The organism is Alcanivorax sp. MD8A, assembly GCF_002888555.1.
In the GTDB taxonomy this organism is placed as follows: Bacteria; Pseudomonadota; Gammaproteobacteria; order Pseudomonadales; family Alcanivoracaceae; genus Alcanivorax.
Map to the genome: position 1 here is coordinate 50011 of NZ_AQOQ01000007.1, position 21043 is coordinate 71053.

Below are 21043 nucleotides of genomic sequence, written 5' to 3' on the forward strand. Positions count from 1 at the left end.
AAAGGCGCCAATGGCGCCTTTTTCGGAGGGAACAGAGTATAACGACTAGTGCCAGTAACCTGAGCTCGCTTCGGCTTTCTGTTTGAACCCGGAAGCTCCGCTTTTCACCGGTGCATTTAGGAGCACAGGCTCTTCAACTGGCTCAGAGTCAGACTCCTCATCGGGGTATTCATAGTTAGCGATATAGGAAGAAGTGCTGCCACTATCGCCTTCGTGAAGCTGGCGCCAATCACTGGTGATGACTGGCTCTTCACCAGTGAAATCTGCAGTCACTTCCACCAGATACCCATTGGTAGAAAGTGCAATGAGCTTGAGAACACCGTCTTTGGCACTCACCACATCCGCATAATTGATAAACCAGTACGTCGTGTGCTTGCTCGGATCTTCTGCGTTGGGAGTACTACCCTCCCATGCACCATAAAACATGCCGCCAATAGCATCATTATCTAAAACAAAGTAGTCCTCGTTACCTTTCAGGTCGATAGCCACCGGCAACAGTTCATTGAATGCCTCCAGCAGGGCAACATTCATCAAGGGGTCATAACTGATTTGCCGGGTTGCGGTGAAGTTCGGATATTCATCTTCACCCACGCTAACAACCTGGCCGTTGCCTACAGAGACATCCAACAGCAGGGTTGCACCGGTATCGCCATCAATCTTGAAATAATCCGTATCTTCAAACAGCTCATACGCACCCGATCCTTCATCAAATGCGGCCGCCGCATACATGCCCTCTGCACTCAAGTTCACGCCATAGGCCGCACCAAATCGGGAGACGAGGAAAGCCATTTTCGAGGTAACGCCAGGGGCACGATTGATGACACCTTCATAGTATCCGGCATTGGCCAAATACAGGCCGAAGACAAGGTGCTCTTCAGCATCATCCGCAGACACGAGGGTAAATGGTCCGGAGTCGAGACCCTGAGTGAGAGCCGTCAACACAGGTGAAACTGCCGTCTCGAAGCTTGCGCTGTCGAGCGTAAAATCCAGAGTCAGGCCCGTATCCAGATGCGTAGCTGGATCGATCTGAATACCGTTATCCGGGTCTTGATCAACATCAATGCTGATCAAAAGGCGCGCAATGTTGGCCACCATGTTTTCATCAATACCGGCTGCCGAAGTTGCCAAGCTCAACGGGGTCACGAAACTCGTTCCCGCAGCCATGGTAACTTCACCCAACAACAAATCACCGACATAGAACGAAACCGTTTCTCCGGCAGCGCAAGAGAGGATCCCTTGTTCACCAGTCAACTGAAAATCAGCGTCTGCCCCACATTTGTAACGCAGGCCGATAACGGCGTTGTCTACGAAATAGGCAGTCGATTTGTTGTTTGCTGTACCACCGGCCTGTTTGGAATCACTTGAGCCACCGCCCCCGCACGCCGTTAACACCAAGGTGCTGGCGATCGTAGCGCCAGCCAGGATTTTCCCCCACATACGTCTCTTCCTTTTCTGTCTGAATTATTCCTTATCCCCTCCCTCAAGGGGGCTTAATTTATACCACGTATTGCATATCTGTTAGAAGTGGGGTCTAGCGCCCCCGCAGCTCAAGGCGCCAGGGAGCTTTTGAATAACTCCTTGCATGCTCAGTCTTTCAGGCTGGTCGCCCCCTCGGCCAACGTAAAGAGGGGCGCGATTTTGAACGTGTATGGCCATCCATCGGCTCTTCACCTTCGAAGGAAGCGCAACAACGAGTGCGGGCCAGCCTGGAAGACCCTACGTATCCTGACGAGCATAAGGGCGCGGCCTGAAGCACACATCTGCTGCGCCTTGCCTCCAGGAAAGGGAACCACCCTTACCGTCGAGACAAGACACAACAGCTGCACGCTTCAGGTCACGCTGTGCACGCGAGGAGTTATTCAGAGGCACCTAAACAGAGAAACCCGCCGGCTTGCCAGCCGGGCGGGGTTCGGACTTCGCTAAGTCAAGCTGTGGGACAGCATTGGCCATTGGCGCCTTTTTGGGTTATTCCATTTCAGCTACAGGGCGCCAGATCCCGTCTTTCACCCGGGACAGGACAATGCCGTCCCCGGCACGGTGGTTGGTGGTGCTCATCTGGGTATCCACGCCGGTCACCACGTCGGTGAACTTCAACGACTCCATGGCATCGAGGAACGATTCGGTGGTCAGATCCGGGCCTGCGTTGCGCAGCGCGTTGATCGTGACCATGGCGCCAACCCGCCCCAGGACCGCGCCACCGCTGGGTGTTTCGCCATACTTTTCCTTGTACTCATCAGCCCATGCCTGGGTTTCCGGCACGTGCTGCATGCGGCTGACAATGTCTTCCCAGGAGGCCACCCCATACAGACCTTCGGTCACCCCGCCCGGCGCAGCGGCCACGGCAGAATGGAAGCCCGCCTGGGAGACGATAAATTTCACGTCATCCCAGCCCATCTGCTTGGCCGTGGCCACCACGGTGATGATCGGGCGTACCGGCAGTGCGACGGCTACCAGCTCACAACCGGCATCACGCAGGCGTGCCAGGGTGCCGGTGAAATCGCTTTCATCAGGACGGTGCGAAGAGCTTTCCACCAGCGTCAGGGCAGCGTTACTCGCGGCCGCATCGGTGGCGGCCTGATTCACCTCTTCACCAAAGTCAGACGGGATATACATGACACAGAGGTTTTCGATGCCGTCCTGCTCGACCAGTTTGTTGACGCCCTTGAGCACGCCATCGTAATAGCTGGGGCCGAACACATAGCGGTAACGGAAGTCACCCTGTTCTTCCATGGGCTTGGACAACGCCAGCGGCAGAATGCTGGGGACGCTGTTGCGGTCCATGATCGGGAACGCGGCCAGGTTATGGGGCGTGCCCAGGCTCATGACCATGGCAAACACTTCATCACGGCTGACCAGTTTGTTAATGGCCTGGGTTGCCTTGGGCACCTGGTAGGCATGGTCTTCCACGATGTACCGAATCTTGCGGCCGTGGATACCGCCCTGGGCATTCACTTCGGCGAACATGTCATTGGCGACCTGCACGGCCGGGGATGAGAACGCTGCGAACACACCGGACAAGTCATGCATGCCGCCCAGCCGGATTTCGGTGTCCGTCACACCGCGTACCGCATCAGCCGCGGCGCTTTCTTCTTCCTTGTTATCACTGCAAGCCACAAGGGCCATGGCGGCCAGGGCCGTCAGACAAAGCTTCTTCATGATGCACTCTCCTCTCGTACCATCAATACATGGAATCAATCAGGTGCTTGTGTTTTTTCTCTACGAACGAACGCTTGAGCTTCATGGTGGCAGTCAGCTCCTCATCCTCGGCGGTGAGCAGCACATCGATCAGGCGGAAATATTTGATCTGTTCCACCTGGGCAAATTGTTTGTTCACGTCCTGGACAATGCCATCAACCAGGTCCAGGACTTCCTTGGCCCGGCACAGGGAAGCGAAATTGGAAAATGGCACCTGGCGATCCTGGGCGTACTTCTCTACGTTTTCCTGATCGATCATGATCAGGCAGGTCAGGTATTTCCGCTTGTCCCCAATCACCACCGCATCGGAAATATAGGGTGAAAACTTCATCTTGCTTTCGATTTCCGAAGGCGTGATGTTCTTGCCCCCGGCGGTGATGATGATGTCCTTGAGACGACCGGTGATGGTCAGCATGCCGTCTTCCATGCGCCCGACATCGCCAGTGTGCAACCAGCCATCGCGAATATCTTCGGCGGTTTTTTCCGGCTTGCGCCAATACCCGGCAAAGACATGCCCACCCCGCACCAGCACTTCGCCATTGTCGGCAATGCGTACTTGCGTCCCGGGCAAAGGCTCACCCACGGTGCCAACCTGCTCACGGGTTTTGCTGTTGAGCGACGCTACACCGGTGGTTTCTGTCATGCCGTACCCTTCGAACAGGGGCACCCCGAGGGACTGAAACCAGCGAATCTGGTCCGGCGCGATGGGGGCCGCGCCAGTGGTGCCACGACGCAGGCGATTCATGCCGATCATGTCGCGTACGTTGCGCAGCACCAACAGGTTCCAGAATTGATAGTGCAGCGCCGACAGCGGTGAACGCTTGCCGTCGCAATGCCAGGCCTCGCCGGCAGCAAGGGCGCGGTCGAAACACCAACGCCCGAACGGCGTCGCTTCGTCACGCAGGGTCATCAGTGAGCTGTAAATTTTTTCCCACAGACGCGGTACCGCTGCGAACGTATTGGGTGAGACTTCGCGCAGGTTTTCGAACACGGTTTCCGGGCTTTCCGCAAAGTTGACGGTGCAACCCTTGTAGATGGGCAACTCCACGGAAACCAGCCGTTCGAGAATGTGACACAACGGCAGAAAGCACAGCTGGTCATCGTCCTCGTGGGCATCCAGCACCTGTTCCCCCGCGGCCAACTGGAACAGAACATTGCGGTGACTGATCATGGCGCCCTTGGGGGCGCCCGTGGTGCCGGAGGTGTAGATCAGCATGCGAATATCGTCGGGCTGGCTCTGGGCAATGCTGGCGCTGAACTGTTCTTCCGCATCGGGAATCTGCTCGCCCAGGGCGTACAACTCATCCAGAAACATGACCATGGGATCGCTGAAATCGCGCAGCCCCTTGCGGTCATAGACGATAACCTTTTTCAGCGTAGGGACCTGGTCGCGCACCGTCAGGTACTTGTCCAGTTGCTCGTCGTTTTCCACGAACAGGAAGGCCGAGCCACTGTCGTTAATCAGGTACGCCAGCTGTTCGGCGCTGTCGGTGGTGTAGACCCCGTTACTGATGCCCCCTGCCCCGGCAATGCCGAGGTCGCAGTACAGCCATTCCTTGTTGTCTTCGCTGAGGATGGAAACCGGCTGTCCGCGCTCCAGCCCAAGGGACAACAGCGCCACACCAATGGCACGGGCTTTCTGGTAGTAATCGAGCCAGCTGTGGCTTTGCCAGATGCCCAGTTCCTTTTCGCGATGGGCGATGGTATCGCCCCGCTCCAGGCATTGCTGACGCCAGAGTTTGACCACGGTGTCGCAACCGTGGAGCTGAGTGGGTGAGGTGTTGTTATTGTCAGTCATGATCAGCGCCAGGTCTTCTTTCGTTTCCAGCGTTTTTCCGGTCGGTCATCCCCCGCCGACTGGCCCAGATAAAATTCGCGAATGTCATCGCTGGCGAGCAAATCTTTCGCACTGCCGTCCATCACGATTCGGCCGGTTTCCAGCACGTAACCATGGTCGGCGGTGTTCAGTGCGACCTGGGCGTTCTGTTCGACCAGCAACAGGGTCACCCCCTGCTCTTTGTTAAGGCGACGAATAATGGTGAAGATTTCCTGCACCAATAAGGGCGACAACCCCAGCGACGGTTCATCCAGCAGCATGACCGAAGGCCGGGACATAAGGCCGCGACCGATGGCCAGCATCTGTTGCTGACCGCCAGACAGGGTGCCGGCAGGTTGCTGGCGACGCTCGTGAAGAATGGGAAAGTAGTCGTACACCATAGCCATGTCCTGGCGGATGCCCGCCTTGTCGCGGCGGGTGTAGGCGCCCATGGTCAGGTTCTCTTCCACACTCAGGAACGGGAACACTTCCCGACCTTCGGGCACATGGGCAATGCCCTTGTGCACCAGCCGGTCCGGCTCGCTGCCCTGAATGTTTTCTCCGCCCAGGGTCACTGTGCCCTTGCGCGGGGCCAAGGCGCCGGAAATGGTTTTCATCAGGGTGGTCTTGCCCGCCCCGTTGGCGCCCAGGATGGTCACCACCGTGCCTTCATTCACGTCGATCGAGACACCCCGCAGGGCCATGACCGGACCGTAAAAGGCTTCCAGATTCTTGACCTGCAGTAACGGCTCGGCGCGGTTCGGGGTCGTGTCTGCTGCGTGGTTCATGCGCTCGCCTCCGTGCCCAGATAGGCTTCGATGACCTTCGGATCGGCCTGCACGTCGGCCGCGGTTCCCATGGCCAGCGGGCGGCCTTCCGCCACCGCCAGCACCCGGTCGGACACCCGCGATACCAGACTCATGTCGTGCTCCACCATCAACACCGTGAGGCCCAGATCTTTCTGCATGTCTTCGATCCACCACGCCATGTTCTGGGTTTCTTCCACGCTCAGGCCGGATGCCGGTTCGTCGAGCAGGATCAGTTTCGGCTCGCTGGCCAGAGCACGGGCGATTTCTACCACCTTGCGCACCCCGTAGGGCAACCCGGCAATCAGCTTGTCGCGGTACGCAGCCAGATCGAGAAAGTCGATCACTTCTTCCACCAGCAGACGATGTTCCCGCTCGCTACGGCGGACTTTGGGCAGAAACAGCAGCTCTTCAAACCAGCGGGTATTGCGGCGGCAATGCCGGCCAATCAGCAGGTTCTGCAGCACGGATGAATGGTCGAACAACTCGATATTCTGGAAGGTGCGGGCAATCCCCAGCCCGGCTACCTTGTGGGCCGGCAGGCGGGTGATGTCCTCACCGTCGAACAGGATCTGCCCGGCACTGGGTTCATAGAGACGGCTGATCAGATTGAAAATGGTCGACTTGCCTGCCCCGTTGGGGCCGACCAGCGTGAACACTTCACCGGGTTCCACCGAGAAGCTGACACCATCGACCGCCTTGACGCCGCCGAAGGCAATGGACAAATCTTTTACCTGTAGCAGACTCATCGTTGGCGCTCCGTTTTCAGGTAGGTACGGGTACGGCGGAACATGCCCTTGCGGTAGAGCGGGAACAGCTGCAACCAGGTGCGCACCTTGAACCAGACGCCATACAGGCCCCGGGGCTCATAGATCACCATCAACAAAATCAACAACGCAAACAGCGCGGTGTCCATGCCGGGATACGCCGCAATCTTGATGCCCGCCGCGTTATCCAGATAGTCGCGGGCAATAGCAATCAACTGCGGCAAGACCACCACCACAATGGCGCCAAAGAAGGCCCCGTGCACCGAGCCCAGGCCGCCGATCACCACCTGCAACAACAGCGTGATGGAAATCAGCACCAGGAAACTTTCGTAGTTCACGGCCTGGGCCAGGTGGGCATACAGCGCCCCGGCCAGGCCAGTGATGGCACAGGACAGGCTGAACGACAGGGTCTTGGCACGAGTCACGTTGACCCCCAGCGCCCGGGCCGACACCTCACTGTCACGCACCGCCAGGAAGGAACGCCCGGAGGCACTGCGTAGCAGGTTCAGGTAGCCCAGTGTGACCAACACCAGCACCGTCAGGCAGATGTAGTAGAACGCCTTGGGCGTGGCATACCGGTCGACCTCCAGGCCAAAGAGCTGAATCGGTGGCGCAAATAATCCGGCCACCCCGCCGGTGACCGGTTCAGCCATGATCGCCACATCTTCCAGAATGATGCTCAGCGCCAGGGTCGCGATCGCCAGATAAATGCCACTCATGCGCAGAATCGGCCGGGCGATGATGGCACCGGCCAGGCCCGCGGTTACCGCACTGGCCAACAGCGAAGGAATGAAGTGCCAGCCGCGCTGCATCAGGGCCAGGTTGGTGAAGGCACCAATGGCCATGAACGCGGCATGCCCCAGGCTGACCTGCCCGGTATGCCCGCTCACCAGCATCAGCCCGAGCCCGGCCAGCGACCACACCAGCACCGCCGTCAGTTCGCCCAGGTAGTAATCGCCCAGCACCCAGGGCGCCCCCAGTAACAAGGCAATCAGGATGGCGTACTGGGTCAGGTGCCAGCGCCCCTCAAAGAGATTGATATCGTCGTCGTAGCGACTTTTGAATCGGTTGCTCATGGGCTTACACCTTCTTCTGGCTGATCTGCGCGAACAGGCCGCCGGGGCGCAGGATCAGCACCAGCAACATCAACGCATAGGGGGCAACCTGGCCAGCCCCGGAAGGCAGATACCGGCCCGCAAAGGGCTCGACAATACCCACCAGCAAGCCGCCCAGCAGGGCGCCAGGCAGCGACCCCAGCCCCCCGATCACCGCCGCGGCAAAGGCCTTGATACCGAACAGCAGGCCAACAGAAGGTTCCACCGCGCCCTTGGCCGCAAACATCACCCCGGCAATGGCGGCCACCACCCCGGACAGCGCCCAGACGATGGCATTGATGCGTTTGACAGGAATCCCCATGTAGTACGCCGCCATCTGGTTCTGGCTGCTGGCCTGCATGGCCACCCCCAGGCGGGTACGCGCAAAGAAGAAGTACAGGATGGCGGTCAACGCCACGGTGGTGCAGATGATGACCGCATCCACAACCGGAATTATCAGCTCGCCCAGCTGCCAGACCTTGCCGACAAACGGGGTTTCCAGTGAAGACGGATCATGGCCCCAGATCACCCCGGCCACGAAGCGCATCAGGAAACCCAGGGCGATGGTGAGAATCACCATGGCAAACTGCGGCTGGCCAAAGATGGCCCGTAACACCAGCCTGTCCAGCAGATAGCCAAACAAGCCGAGCAACAAGGCGGCCAAGGTAATGCCGATCAGAAATGGCAGGTCGGCGTAACTCGCGTTAATGAAGGTGATGCCGAGGAAAGCACCCAGCATCATCATGTCGCCCTGGGCAAAGTTGACGGCTTCTGACGCTTTGTAGATCAGCACAAAGCCCAGCGCCAACAACCCGTAGATACAGCCGTTCGCGACCCCGCTGACCAGCAGCTGGAGAATATCCATGGTCCCACTCTCTCCCGGGATTATTGTTCTGTTGTGGTGTTTTTTTATTCAATTCACCCGAGCCTATCTGAACCCCGACATTCTCGCCAGTATGTCAAATGTAACAAGGTAGGACGAAGGCGCCCGATGGACGAAACCCTCGCCACCGCTGGCGTCGCTCGACAATAAACGCCGTAAAGACTCGCCCAGCTCTCCCGTGCAGTGCCATCGTCATGCCGGTGACTTTCCACTCTCACCCCCACCGGTGTCCCGCCCCTGAATCCCAAACACTTCTCAAATCCGGTTGGCCCGAAGTGCCGGAACAACCTTGGATCTTCAGGGTTACCCTTGGCTTTTGTTCAATTTTCAGGCGACAATGCTGCCCATTCCGAATACCAATCATGGCGGCCCATGTATAACAACCCTGGCCAGCAGCGTGAACTCGCGCGCCCGTACCGCAAGTCCCTGCTGATTGCGTTGCTGCTGATTACCTTCAGCAGTGGCCTGCTATTCGCCTGGATCAATTTGGGCCGCGGCAATGTGGTCGTCGCCGCTGCCGAGCTCATCATGGCCGCCTACTCCGTGGTGCTGTATTTCAATATTCGCCGTACCCAACGGCTGGAACTGTGGGCCTTTGCCTACCTGATCCCGTTTTTCAGTGTGATGATGGTGGCGCTGGCCTCGCCGCGTTCCACCATGAATGTGTTTGTCTGGGTGCTGTTGATTCCCATGGTGTCGCACTTGTTGCTGGGCAGGATCAAGGGGCTGGTTCTGACGGTGATTTATATGTCCATTGCCGCCGGGCTGTTCTTTTGGCGCTTTGGTGATGACCCGGAGGCCATGCAACCGGTGATTCTGGCCAACATTGGTGTGCTCACGCTTTGTCTCACGGCGTTTTCGCATGTCTATGAAATTACCCGTGAACAGAGCGAACGCCGGCTGGTAAAACTGGCGCACTCGGACGTGCTAACAGGGCTCCCTAATCGGGCGCACCTGCAAAGCCGGTTTGAGTACGAACAAGCCCGGCACCAACGGCTGAACAATCCCATGTCGCTGGTACTCCTGGATCTGGACTACTTCAAGAAGGTGAACGACCGGCACGGCCACGAGGCCGGTGACAAGGCATTGCAGCATGTGGCCAGACTACTGAAACAGCGGCTCCGCAAAACAGATCTGGCGGCACGCCTTGGCGGAGAGGAATTCTGCCTGTTACTGCCGGATACCGATGGTGACCAGGCACTGCTGGTGGCCGAGAAAATCCGCCAGCAACTGGCGGCCAGCCCCCTGACCTTTGGGGAGCACAGCATCACCCTGACCTTGAGTGGTGGTATCGCCTGTTTTGGCGAACAGGAAGGCATGGAACTCAACGCCCTGACACGCTGCGCTGACAAGAAGCTCTATTCCGCCAAATCCGCTGGCCGCAATCGCATTGCCCTGGCCCTGTAATATCACTCGCCCAGCACCGCAGGGTATACATCTGTCATCACTAGTCGCCCCCCACAGGAAACCGGCTTACCATGAGGCGAAAGTCCTGCCCTTATTGGCCCAAAGAGAAAAAGAACACGGCGATGGCAATTGCACGACACCCCGACACGGATACGCTGGCCAGCATGTTGAGCCGGGCGTTTTTCCATGATCCGCTGTTTGTCTATTTTTTTCCCGATGATAAAAAACGGGAGACCCTCTGCTGGTATACCTTCCGCTACATGCTGACCCATGGCCACAACAAGGGTGAGGTTGTCGTCACTGACAACGGCCAGGACGGTGCCGCCATCTGGTCTCCCTCCGGCACCATGCGTTATGGCTTGCTGGATCTGCTTCGCTACGGCGCGATTCGCGGCAGCCTGCGTCAGGGCCCTGCGGCCTTGCTAAGGCAACTGAAGGCACTGGACATTATGCAGGCGATGCACAAGTCCATCATTACCGAACCCCACTACTATCTTGCCGCTCTCGGCGTTGAACCCAACAAGCATGGACAAGGTCTGGGTAGCGCCCTGCTGCGCCCAACCCTGGCGACGCTGGATTCACAAGGGCTGCCCGCCTACCTGGACACCCATAACGAAAACAATGTCTCGCTTTACCGACGCTTCGGTTTCGAGATTGTTCACCATGGTTATTTGCCTGGCGGCTCCGTCATGCACTGGGCCATGTTGCGGCTGCCCCGATAAGAAATTTCCCCGGGCCGATCCCCGGAACCGGTGCCAACCTCAACGGGCACTACGCCGGTTCATAATTCGTCGAAATGATGAATGATGCGATCAGCAAGATGGCCATGCAGATTGCGACCGTCACCGTTGTAATACACACCCACCATGCCCGCGTTTCTGGCAGCCAACAGGTCGTATTTAAAATCCCCGACATAAGCGAGTGTGGCGGGGGCCATTTGCCAGTCTGCAGCGATGGACAGCAAACCCTCTGGCGCCGGTTTGGGGGGCGCGTCTTCCCGGGCCAGCCAATGGCTGATCGGGATGCCCAACCGTTCGATAGTCAGCGCGGTAATTTCCCGGGCGTTGCGGGTCAGGATGGCGGTGGGAATACCGTTGGCGGCGAGCCGCTCCAGGCAGGCTTTTGCCCCAGGCATCCAGCGGGCCTTCATGGCCCCATTGCGTTCGTGGCGCAGCACCACCTCGCGGGCCGCGGGCTGCCGATCCCGCGGCAGGGTATCGATAAATTCCAGCACGCCGATCCCTTCCGGGCAGTCCAGTTCATGGCGAATCAACGTGAAATCCAGACGGGAGTCCACCAGGGTGCCATCCATATCGAAAATGATGCCAGCGTAATCCGTGTTGGCGATCTGCATTTCGGTCATTCCTTCATTTATAAGCAGGCTTGGCTGTGTGACGCCGCCCATACACAATTGTCACAAACTGGGTAATACTGACGACGACCAACCATCAGGGAGAGATAACAATGAAACGTCTACAACAACTTATTGCAGCTGTCGCGCTGTGCTCACTGGCGCCATTATCTACCGCTGGCGTGTACATCGGTGCAGGCCTATATAACACCGCCGTTGATGAAGAAGTCGAAAACGTCAAATTCGATGACGACAATACCACGGGAGGCCTGTTCCTTGGGTGGCGTCCTATCGAGTTGGTCGGCGTAGAAGTCGGATATTATGATTTCGGTGAAATCGAAGGTGAATACAACACCAAGGTCGAAGGCGGAGCCGTGACATTTGCAGGCCTGCTCAGCTTTGAACTCGGGCCTGTAGGGCTGTATGGCAAAGGCGGGATCGCCAATACCGATTTTGATGTAAAGCACCCTCTGGGCGATGATGATGATTCATCAACAGATGCATTCGGCGGGCTGGGTGCAACCGTTGATATCATGGACAAACTGTACGTTTACGCGGAATACATGCGTTTTGATAACGAGCTGAACGTGGACATGTTCGGTGCCGGACTGCGCTTCCAGTTCTAGCAAAACACCTACCATGCTCAGCCGTTCCTTCGGCCGCCCCCTCTTCGCCTGATGGTGAAGAGGGGGAACTCAGGCTTACAGTGCCGCAAGCGCCGCGCCAACCTGCCAAACCGCCACACTGCCTGACACTTACCTGTCGATGTAACGCAGGTCAGTCGAGCTTGCCGGGCGACGCCCCTTCCAGCCCTCCCCCCTTCCGGTCATGACAGCATCATGATGAATAGAGAATCTTGAACGAATTGAACACGACGCTGGTCTGTTAACCGGCTGACTGAATGCACTGCACTATTGACCTCAAGTCTGGTTGAGGATTTAGGGTCGCTATGACCTTTTGCGTTTGCAGGACCTGGAGAGACCATGACCCCCGTTGAAAAACCCGCCACCCGCCGTGAATGGCTGGGACTGGCTGTGCTGATGTTACCCACCGTGTTGCTGGCACTGGACATGACGGTTCTGCATCTGGCTGCCCCGCACCTGAGTGCCGACCTTCAGCCCACCAGCGCGGAATTGCTGTGGATACTGGATATCTACGGTTTCATGATTGCCGGCTTTCTGGTGACCATGGGCACCCTGGGTGACCGCATTGGCCGCCGCAAGCTGCTGTTGGCCGGGGCCACCGCATTTGGGGCAGCTTCCGCACTGGCCGCCTTTGCCAGCACGGCCGAAATGCTGATTGCCAGCCGTGCGGTACTGGGCATTGCGGGCGCCACCCTTATGCCATCAACCCTGTCGCTATTGCGTAATATGTTTCAGGTGGAGCAGGAGCGGACGCTGGCGATTACCGTGTGGATGACCGGCTTCATAGTCGGCAGTGCCATCGGCCCTCTGGTGGGCGGCGCCCTGCTGGAATATTTCTGGTGGGGCTCGGTATTCCTGCTTGGGGTGCCCGTGATGCTGTTACTGCTGATTTGCGGCCCCGTGCTGTTGCCAGAGTTTCGTGATGATGAGGCTGGACGGCAGGACTGGACCAGTGCCCTGCTGTCCGTGGCGATGGTGTTGGCCGTGATCTACGGCCTCAAGGACATGGCTCGCAATGGCATCACTGTGCTCCCGCTGCTCGCCATTGCACTCGGCCTAATTATTGGCATGGCCTTTACCCGCCGCCAACGACGGCTGGCAGAACCCATGCTGGATATGACTCTGTTCGCCAACCGGATGTTCAGCACTTCGGTCGGCGCCATGATGCTGACCATCCTGGCACTCTCGGGTGCCTGGCTGATGGTGTTTCAGTATCTGCAAGGGGTCCTGGATCTGTCGCCGTTGCAGTCCGGCCTGGTCATGCTGCCACCGGCGGTGGTGCAGACAGTGGCGTCCTTGCTGATCCCCCGCCTGGTGGGGCGCATCTCACGGCAAAAGCTGGTCAGTCTCGGCTTGCTGATGGCCGCCTTCGGGCTAGTCCTGCTGCTGCCGGTTGAGGATCCGTCAGATATACCGATTTTGATTGCCGGCATGACGATCATGGGCATCGGGGTGATGCCGATGATGATTCTCGGCACCGACATGGTGGTGAGTGCCGCGCCGCCGCGCAAGGCCGGCGCGGCATCGGCAACCTCGGAAACCGCCACGGAACTTGGCATGGCTCTGGGAATCGCGGTGATTGGCAGTATCGGTGCTGCGGTGTACCGCACACATATGCGCGTTTCCATGCCTGCAGACCTGCCCGATACCCTGTCACTGGCGGCCATGGATACGCTTGGCGGAGCCCTGGGGGCCGCCGCCCAGCTACCGGGTGAGACCGGGCAAGCACTGATGAGCGCGGCCAAAACGGCATTCAACCTGGCATTGCATACCAATGCGGCCATTGGTGCGGTGATTCTTGCCGGGACTGCGGCATTGGTGGCGATCCTGTTGCGAAACAGCGCACCGCCTGCGGATGATGAAGGCCACCGGGAACGGGCTGCCGAGTCAACAGCGCCTCAGCACGGCGCCATCCCTGGCGCGGTAACCGCCCCCGAAGCACACGGATAGGTGATGCGATGATTAGCGATGGCGGCGTCCTTCAGTGAAGGCGCCGCCTGTGACGACACCGGGCAAACAGGCTAGGGGCTGTCACTGATTTGCCGATCGATGAGCACCCTGTGCGGCGTATGGCTGTGCTGGTCCGGGCCAAAGGCTGCCACCAGGGTGAGGCCGGGGTTGAGTCGTACCCGCTGACGAATACGGCGCTGGCTTTCGCCATTTTGATAGCTGATATCCAGGTCAAACGCGTCTTGCCCCAGGCGTTCGATCACCAACCGATAACCCTCCTCATTGGCCTGCCAGCGCTGCTGGCCCTGGTCATACAGGGAGATCAGCCAGTCTTGCCCCTCTGCCCCGGTTTCTGTGGTGACGCGTACTCCACTCACGGGAATCTGGTGGCGCTGCCAAACCAGGGTATGAAACGCCACAGCCAGTACCACCAACAGCACAATGGCGGAAATCCACAAGCGCCACTTCATCATTTTATCCATGTGAGATTCCGTGCTTTCCCATGCATCTTCATACCATGATTGGCCTATTGTTTCTTTTGCGTATCCGACTGTCACAGTGACCTTGTAATTCTGCCAAATCGAGCGCTAAGTGGAAGAGGACCACGAAGAAAGCGGCAAGGGAGTGAGATAACAATGAAAATGCACATCATGCCGGTTCGCCGGAACCTCAAGTTCCATGTGCCCGACGAGCAGGTGCTCAACTGGCACAACTGGGGCCCCGCGGTCACCCAGTTCTTCAATACGCTGTCGCTGTTTTTCCCTGAGGGAGAGCGGTTCTTTATCAATAGCGTTCGCAAATACCGTGACCGGATCGACGACCCGGAATTGCAGCAAGCCGTGCGTCATTTTATTGGCCAGGAAGCCATGCACGGGCGCGAGCATGAAGACTACAACCAGAAGATGGTGGAAGCCGGGTTACCGGTGGACACTCAGGAGCTGATCGTCACCAAGTTGCTGGATGCGGTGAGCCGTTATCTGCCGGATTCCATGCAACTGGCAGCGACCGTGGCCCTGGAGCATCTCACCGCCATTCTTGCTGATGTACTGTTGCGCGAGCCAGACTTGATCGACGGCTCAGACCCGGCTTACCAGAAGCTTTGGCACTGGCATGCGCTGGAAGAAACCGAACACAAGGCGGTCGCGTTTGATGTGTTTGAGACGGTGTTTGGCCGTGGCCTGAAGGCCTGGCTGTTACGCTCCAGCGCACTGGTGCTGGCCACCACCATTTTCTTTGCCCTGTTTTATCCGTTCTACCTGATCAATACCTGGAAAGTTGGCCAGCTGTTCAACCTCAAGGGCTGGTGGCAATCCTTCCGGTTCCAGTGGCTGTCACCTGGGGGCCTGCGCCGGGTGATCCTTCCCTGGCTGGACTGGTTCAAGCCGGGCTTCCACCCCTGGGACCATGACAACCGCGAATACCTGGCCGAGATGGATCAGCTGATCGGCGATGTGGAAGGCTACCAAAAGGATCAGGCCGCCTGAGCCCGTGCATGGCTCCCTTGCCTTGGCAGGGAGCCATGTTAGCGGCCCGGGTCAGCGCTTCACCTCGACCCACTGCCCTTTGCTTCTCGCCTGATAGCGGCCGTCGTACATGGCTTCCGCTGTCCAGGCCGGCAGGTAGAAACGCCCGGCGAAGGTAGCATTGAGGTTCACTGACAGAGACAGTGCATTCTTGCTGCCCGGCGCCAAATCGAAGTAATGCATGACGCGGTCGTCGCGCACATCCTGATAGGTCACCTTTTCCTGATTCCCCCCTTCGCTGGCACTGCCATCCAGACGACTGCTGGTGATCTGCCAGCCTGACGGCAGGATCTGGGTCAGGGCCACGTTATCGAGGGTGCGCTGGGTGATGTTGGTCACGGTAATCCGGGCGGTGAAATCCTGCCCCTGGGTCAGGCTGGAAGGATTCACCGATTGACCATTGGCTGTGAACTGCACGGCCAGTCGCAACCCTTCACTCACCGCCTGCTCGTTACCGGGCTCTGGCGTGCCGCGTTGGCTGAGGGTGACAAACAGTTTGCGATCACTGTCGTTACGCACGGTCAGCCCCTCGCCCCCGGCCTGCAATGTCTGGCGCGTTACCGGCGAGGTGGCGGCCACTTCCTGCCAGCCCTGCTTGCCTTCCTTGACGGCATACTGGTAGCCCTTCGCCTCCCCCTGAGCGCCGGCATAACGGGCCATGGCCATCAGCGCCCACGCGGTGCTCTGGGTACTCAGCCAGTCGTCACCCGCCAGTTGATCGGCAATATTGCGCGCCAGTGTCCAGGCATGCTGGGCATCGCCCTGGGCCTGGCTGACCGTCAGGCGAATGGCATCGTCACGCAGCAGCGAACCATAGCTGTAGCGGGCACCATCGTTGTCCAGCCCGGTGGCTTTCAGGGTGGTCAGCTCGGCCGCCACATCAGTCAGGCCCATCTGCTGATAAGCCGCCGCCAGCAACCAGCGCCCGGTGTGATAACTGCTGCTGCGGCGATAGTCCTGCTCGGCCATCTGCAGTCGTTCACGCAGGCGGTTCATGACACCAACCTGGGGACTACCGGACAGGGCCAGGGTGTACTGACGATAGGCTTCCGCACTCCATTCCCAGGGACGATCCCCCAACTGCTGGCTGCGCCGAATCTGGTAACGCTGCCAGTTATCGAGCATCTCTGCCGGCACCGCATACCCGAGACGGCGCGCTTCCAGCAGGAAGTGCCCGGCGTAGGTGGTGCCCCAGTCATCGGCATTGGCCAGGCCCGGCCAGTAGCTGAACCCACCGCCGTGCATCTGGAAGGTCTGCAAGCGCTCGACGGCGGCGCGGATGTTGTTTTCGATATCCTGCTGCTGGCTGTCATCCAGCGACATCAGTTGCGGCAGATACAGTTGCGGCAACGCCGCCGAGGTCGTCTGCTCGATGCAACCGTGGGGATAGCGCAGCAGGTAATCCAGACGCCGCTCCAGCCCCATTGCCGGCAGGCTGCTCACGGCCAGCGAGGCGCTGTTGGTGCCGGGCAGCCCGTGAGGGGCGGTTTCCAGCGCCCAGGTCTGGCCTTTCTCAAGGACCTTGAAGGTATCGCGTGTGGTCGGCGGATTGGCAGCGCGTACCGGCAGGTTCAAGGTTTCGCGGGCCTCGTGCTTGCCCCCTTTTGCCGTGACGGTAATCTCGCCAATCCCTGTCTGCTTCCTGGCCGTGACCCGCAGCATGGCAATTTGATCCGACGGCCCGGTAAAGGTGAGTTCGGTGCTGGCCTTGTCCAGCGAGAACAGGCGCTCATCGGCCTCCACGCTCAGCGTGACCTTGTTAAGGCTGTCATCAGTCACAAATACGGTTACCGGCAGATCCACACTCTCACCCGGACCCAGCACCCGCGGCAGGCTGGTGAGCAGGGTCAGCGGCTGGGTCACGGTAATGTCCTTGTCCGCCTTGCCGTAGGCGCCGTTGTCACCGGCCACCACCATCACCCGCACCTGCCCCATATAGGGCGGCAGGGTAATCTCGTGCTGGGCAGTCTCACCCGCTTCCAGCGAGAACGGCCCCAGGAACGACACCACCGGCGGGAAACGGCGACGCTGTTTGTCGCGGCCATCGTCACTACCATCGGAGCCCCCGAGGGCGAGCAGCTGATCCAGCTCGGCCCCATAGGCACCTACCACCATGTCGAACAAATCCCAGGTCAGCACACCCAGCGCCTCGCGCTGGTAAAACGCCTTGTGGGGATCCGGGGTCTGGAAGTTGGTGAGTCCGAGCAGGCCTTCATCCACCAGCGCCAGGGTGTAGGTCATGGCTTTGCCCTGTGTTTCGCTGACTTCGATACGGAAGGTTTGCTCCGGTTTGACCTTGTCCGGGGCGTTGATCTGCGGTTCCAGGCGGGTGGCCGGATCGTCCACCAGCAGCGGCACGATGCCGTACAGCCGAATTGGGCGGTCATTGTCTCGCTGGTGTGGCTGCAGCAACGCCACATGCACATAGACATTGGGCGCCATCTCGCCAGTAATCGGGATGTCCAGGGTCTGGGCCTCGCCACTGGCGGCCAGCCAATACTGGTCGATCACCCGGGAGCCGGTTTCCAGCGTCACCAGCAGTCGTCCATTGGCCACTGCGGGCAATTCAATGCGGGCGGTGTCGCCGGTCTGGTAGCGGTCCTTGTCGGCGCCCAGGCTGAGCCGGGTAGCCGCATCCTGATTGTCGCTGGCGCGGTCCCAGCTCCATCCCAGGTACACCGTCTGCGAGGCGCAATGCTCGCTGACGGTATCGCACACCCGAATCAGGTGACGCCCCCACTCGTAATCTTCACCGTTCAGGGTCCACTGGGCACGGCCGTCGGCGTCGGTCGTCAGCTGCGCCTCGGACACCACCTTGGTGTGCGGGTCACTCATAAAGTGCGTGAGGTTCTCGCCGGAACGGTCCCACCACCAGCGCCAGTCAATTTCGTACACGGTGATCTGCAGGGGCCGACCGGCGAGGGGTTTGCCATCGCTGTCCACGCTGATCAGGTCGATACCGTGCTGCTTGTCGCGGGCCAGCGAGTTACCCCAGCCGCTGCCCTGCGGGATACGCAGCCCCGCCCATTGCGCATAGGGGTACACCGGCACGCTACGAATTTGGGTGCTGTAATCGCCGCTGTTTTCAAACACCCGGGTGGTCAGGGTGGCCCGCAACATGCCGGGGGGCAAATCCACCGGCACGGTCAACGGGAAAGTGGCTTTGCCCTGGGCATCCACGCTGGCCTCGAAAGCCGTGAATGGCTCACTGCCCAATGCCCGGGTGCGATCATCAAACTGGTAGGCATCCAGGCCGGCAAAACGGGTGGCTTTCGGCGTCACCCGAACCTTCACATCAGCCTTCAGGTTGGCCGCAGTGGCACCATTGAGCCACTGACTGAACAGGGTCACCGGCGTGGCCTCGTTGGCGGGCACTTTTTCCGGCAGGTCCAGCTCGATCTTCAGACGATTGGGTTTGATGGCCTCAACCCGCAACGGGGTATCGAAATAACGCTGGCCCAACCGGGCGACAGCCCGCCAGTTACCGGTCGGAGCGGACTCCTGGGTGCTGAGGGTGAAGGCATAAAAACCGTTGAGCGGAGACTCCAGGGTGTAGCTGTTGACCTTGTTGCCGCGCGGATCGAACCAGTCCAGGGTCAGGGGGTGATCTTCCGGGATACGGTCTTCGGGGTCCTGCAACACAAAGGTCAGGTGAATGTCGTCCCCGGGGCGCCATACATCCCGCTCGCCGTAAAAGAACCCTTTCAGGCCATCGTGCACGCGCTCGCCGCCCGTGTTGAACTGATTGGTGGGTAACGCCCGGTTGCGGGCCAGTTTCAGAAAACCGGTGTCGCGATCCTTGACGGCTTTCAGGTAGAACGGCGTGCCTTCAACCTTGATGGCGACCATGCCTTCAGCGTCCGTCAGGCCCATGCCGATCTGCTGCTGTTGATAGTTATAGACCTTGACCACCACGTCTTCCGCCGGGGCATTGGCATCCAGCGACGTCGCCACCACATGGAGGTCATCGCCCTGCCCCTGCTTGGCGATCAGCCCCAGGTTGGACGCCAGAAACGCCCGGGTACTGCTGGCCAGATCGTTGTAGCGGTAGTAGCTGTCGGAGCAGGGATTGTCCTGTTCATACCAGCTCAGGTAACCGGCATCGCGGTAGTAACGGCTGACATCCACCTGATCGTGATCCTGGCCGGGGCCTTCATAGTTGTCCGGCAGGCTGGTTTTTCGGCTCAGGGCTCCTTCCGGGCAGCTGTAGCGAATGTCGTCGCCATCAATGGTGAGGGTTAAATGCAGCAAACCGTTGGGATGGCTGGCCATCAGCTCGGTGAGATCGAGCTGGTAACGCTGCCAGCCCTCATCTGCCGCCGGCAGCGGGATGGATTTCTGCCACAGATAACGACCGGCACGAGTATCCATGTGCCCTTCGTCCAGCTCGCTGCCCTGCAGGTACTGGCCAATGTTGTCATCGAATACGCGGAACGCCTGTACCTTAACGCTGTTAACACCCGCGGCTTCGAACGGCACGCTGAGAACCTTGCCATTGGGCAGAATGGTGCCCTTGCCGACAAAGCGAACGCCGGGGCGGGTCATCATCAGGGTCAGGGTCTTTTCCAGTTTCTTGCCGAGCCGGGCCTGCTTGGCAGAACGGACTCCCGCCTCGACCACCAGTTTCACCGCCTCGTTGCTGTCGTCTTTCGGGTAGACCCGCAGCCGGCTGCCATCCACTTCCGTGCGCGGCTTGAGGTCACCATCCAGGGTGACCAGCCCCATCAGATTCTGGGTACCTTGCAGCGGCTCGGAGAAATTCACTTCCACATGGGGCTGCGGATAATTCACTGCCCGCACATTGGTGACGGCGAAAGCGGCGATGGCCGGCACCCCATAATGGCGCTCGCCGCTGTTGTTCAGTCCCAGGGGCTCGCCGTCCCAGCTGAGCGTCAGGCGGCCTTCGCTATCGCCCCGAACCACCTCACTGACGGTGAAATCATGGCGTAGCCCCGCGGCATCATGCTGCCAGCGGATCACCGGTGAGGCGCCCTCAAGGCGGGCACGCAACACTGCCTCCACCGTGGCGGCCTCGGCCACATCACGGGTTTCCAGGCTGCCGCTGAGCACCATGGTATCGCCCTGTTCTGCTGGCAGCAGGGATTGCACCGTCAGGGTCATCTGCTGGCGCATCACCTGCAGCGGCAATTCGGCCACGGGCAGCTTGTCATCGACCCCCTCGAGCCCCTGGGCGAATAGCAGCAAGGTCACCGATTCGCCACTGGCAAAGGGCTCTTGCGGCTGCACGGACAAGGTATCCGGGCTCGTCGCCACCACGGTCACCGGTTTCTGCGACGCCAGCCGGGCGACGCCAGAGACGGGCTTGCCGAGTTGTTGCTGGCCGAAAACCGGATGGCTGAAACGGACGACGATGGCACTGCGGGCACTGATCAGGCCGGAAGGCACCGCCGCCAGATGGGCCTGCCAGCGATCATCCAGTGACGCAGTAGACTCAGCTTCGGCCGGCTTGGTGGCTAGCGCATCCGGCCGGGTATCGGAAAGGGAGTCACCGTTTCCATCGTTGTTATCACAGGCGACAAGGGTCAGTACCAGGCCAAGCAAGAGCAGCCGGCTGACAATGGCAAACGGTGACGACATGAATCCTTT

General features: G+C 59.4%; 15 protein-coding genes. 5 read left to right on the plus strand and 10 right to left on the minus strand.

Annotation, left to right across the window (positions count from 1 at the left end; all coding sequences use genetic code 11):
• Nucleotides 1-45 precede the first annotated feature (45 nt).
• The 7 genes from A15D_RS05360 to A15D_RS05390 form a co-directional block, all read right to left on the minus strand.
• Complete coding sequence (locus A15D_RS05360; protein WP_102791085.1) at nt 46-1437, minus strand: hypothetical protein; 1392 nt, start codon at nt 1435-1437, stop codon at nt 46-48.
• 528 nt (nt 1438-1965) lie between these two features.
• A complete protein-coding gene (locus tag A15D_RS05365; RefSeq protein ID WP_102791086.1) occupies nt 1966-3156 on the minus strand; it encodes an ABC transporter substrate-binding protein in 1191 nt (396 codons plus the stop codon).
• A 22-nt stretch (nt 3157-3178) separates the two neighbouring features.
• Nucleotides 3179-4993, minus strand: a complete 1815-nt coding sequence (locus A15D_RS05370) for a long-chain fatty acid--CoA ligase (protein WP_102791087.1) — start codon at nt 4991-4993, stop codon at nt 3179-3181.
• Between the two features lie 2 nt (nt 4994-4995).
• The gene (locus A15D_RS05375) at nt 4996-5799 is read right to left on the minus strand and encodes an ABC transporter ATP-binding protein (protein ID WP_102791088.1); all 804 of its coding nucleotides are present in this window, start codon (nt 5797-5799) and stop codon (nt 4996-4998) included.
• Nucleotides 5796-6566, minus strand: a complete 771-nt coding sequence (locus A15D_RS05380; RefSeq protein WP_022984377.1) for an ABC transporter ATP-binding protein — start codon at nt 6564-6566, stop codon at nt 5796-5798. The genes A15D_RS05375 and A15D_RS05380 overlap by 4 nt, the downstream gene beginning before the upstream one ends.
• Nucleotides 6563-7660, minus strand: coding sequence for a branched-chain amino acid ABC transporter permease (locus A15D_RS05385; protein ID WP_022984378.1), 1098 nt, complete (start codon nt 7658-7660; stop codon nt 6563-6565). Before A15D_RS05385 ends, A15D_RS05380 begins: the two co-directional genes overlap by 4 nt.
• A 4-nt stretch (nt 7661-7664) precedes the next feature.
• Complete coding sequence (locus A15D_RS05390) at nt 7665-8543, minus strand: branched-chain amino acid ABC transporter permease (protein ID WP_102791089.1); 879 nt, start codon at nt 8541-8543, stop codon at nt 7665-7667.
• A 390-nt stretch (nt 8544-8933) separates the two neighbouring features.
• Here A15D_RS05390 and A15D_RS05395 point away from each other — a divergent pair, with 390 nt between their 5' ends.
• Nucleotides 8934-9968 carry a GGDEF domain-containing protein gene (locus A15D_RS05395; protein WP_102791090.1) on the plus strand — a complete coding sequence of 345 codons (1035 nt, stop codon included), beginning with the start codon at nt 8934-8936 and terminating at the stop codon, nt 9966-9968.
• Nucleotides 9969-10090: 122 nt separating this feature from the next.
• Nucleotides 10091-10690, plus strand: a complete 600-nt coding sequence (locus A15D_RS05400) for a GNAT family N-acetyltransferase (protein ID WP_102791091.1) — start codon at nt 10091-10093, stop codon at nt 10688-10690.
• Between the two features lie 59 nt (nt 10691-10749).
• On the opposite strand, the gene A15D_RS05405 is transcribed toward A15D_RS05400, so the two are convergent.
• Entirely contained in the window at nt 10750-11322 is a 573-nt protein-coding gene (locus A15D_RS05405; RefSeq protein WP_102791092.1) for an HAD family hydrolase, read from the minus strand.
• A 110-nt stretch (nt 11323-11432) separates the two neighbouring features.
• Between A15D_RS05405 and A15D_RS05410 the strand changes: the two genes are divergently transcribed.
• Both A15D_RS05410 and A15D_RS05415 read left to right on the plus strand, forming a co-directional pair.
• The gene (locus A15D_RS05410) at nt 11433-11945 is read left to right on the plus strand and encodes a porin family protein (protein ID WP_102791093.1); all 513 of its coding nucleotides are present in this window, start codon (nt 11433-11435) and stop codon (nt 11943-11945) included.
• Nucleotides 11946-12302: 357 nt separating this feature from the next.
• Entirely contained in the window at nt 12303-13913 is a 1611-nt protein-coding gene (locus A15D_RS05415; RefSeq protein ID WP_102791094.1) for an MFS transporter, read from the plus strand.
• Between the two features lie 71 nt (nt 13914-13984).
• On the opposite strand, the gene A15D_RS05420 is transcribed toward A15D_RS05415, so the two are convergent.
• On the minus strand, nt 13985-14395 hold the full coding sequence (locus A15D_RS05420; protein ID WP_102791095.1) for a hypothetical protein: 411 nt from the start codon (nt 14393-14395) through the stop codon (nt 13985-13987).
• Nucleotides 14396-14548: 153 nt separating this feature from the next.
• Here A15D_RS05420 and A15D_RS05425 point away from each other — a divergent pair, with 153 nt between their 5' ends.
• The gene (locus A15D_RS05425; protein ID WP_102791096.1) at nt 14549-15397 is read left to right on the plus strand and encodes a metal-dependent hydrolase; all 849 of its coding nucleotides are present in this window, start codon (nt 14549-14551) and stop codon (nt 15395-15397) included.
• A gap of 51 nt (nt 15398-15448) precedes the next feature.
• Here the strand turns inward: A15D_RS05425 and A15D_RS05430 are convergent, their stop codons facing one another.
• Entirely contained in the window at nt 15449-21034 is a 5586-nt protein-coding gene (locus A15D_RS05430; protein ID WP_102791097.1) for an alpha-2-macroglobulin, read from the minus strand.
• Nucleotides 21035-21043 lie beyond the last annotated feature (9 nt).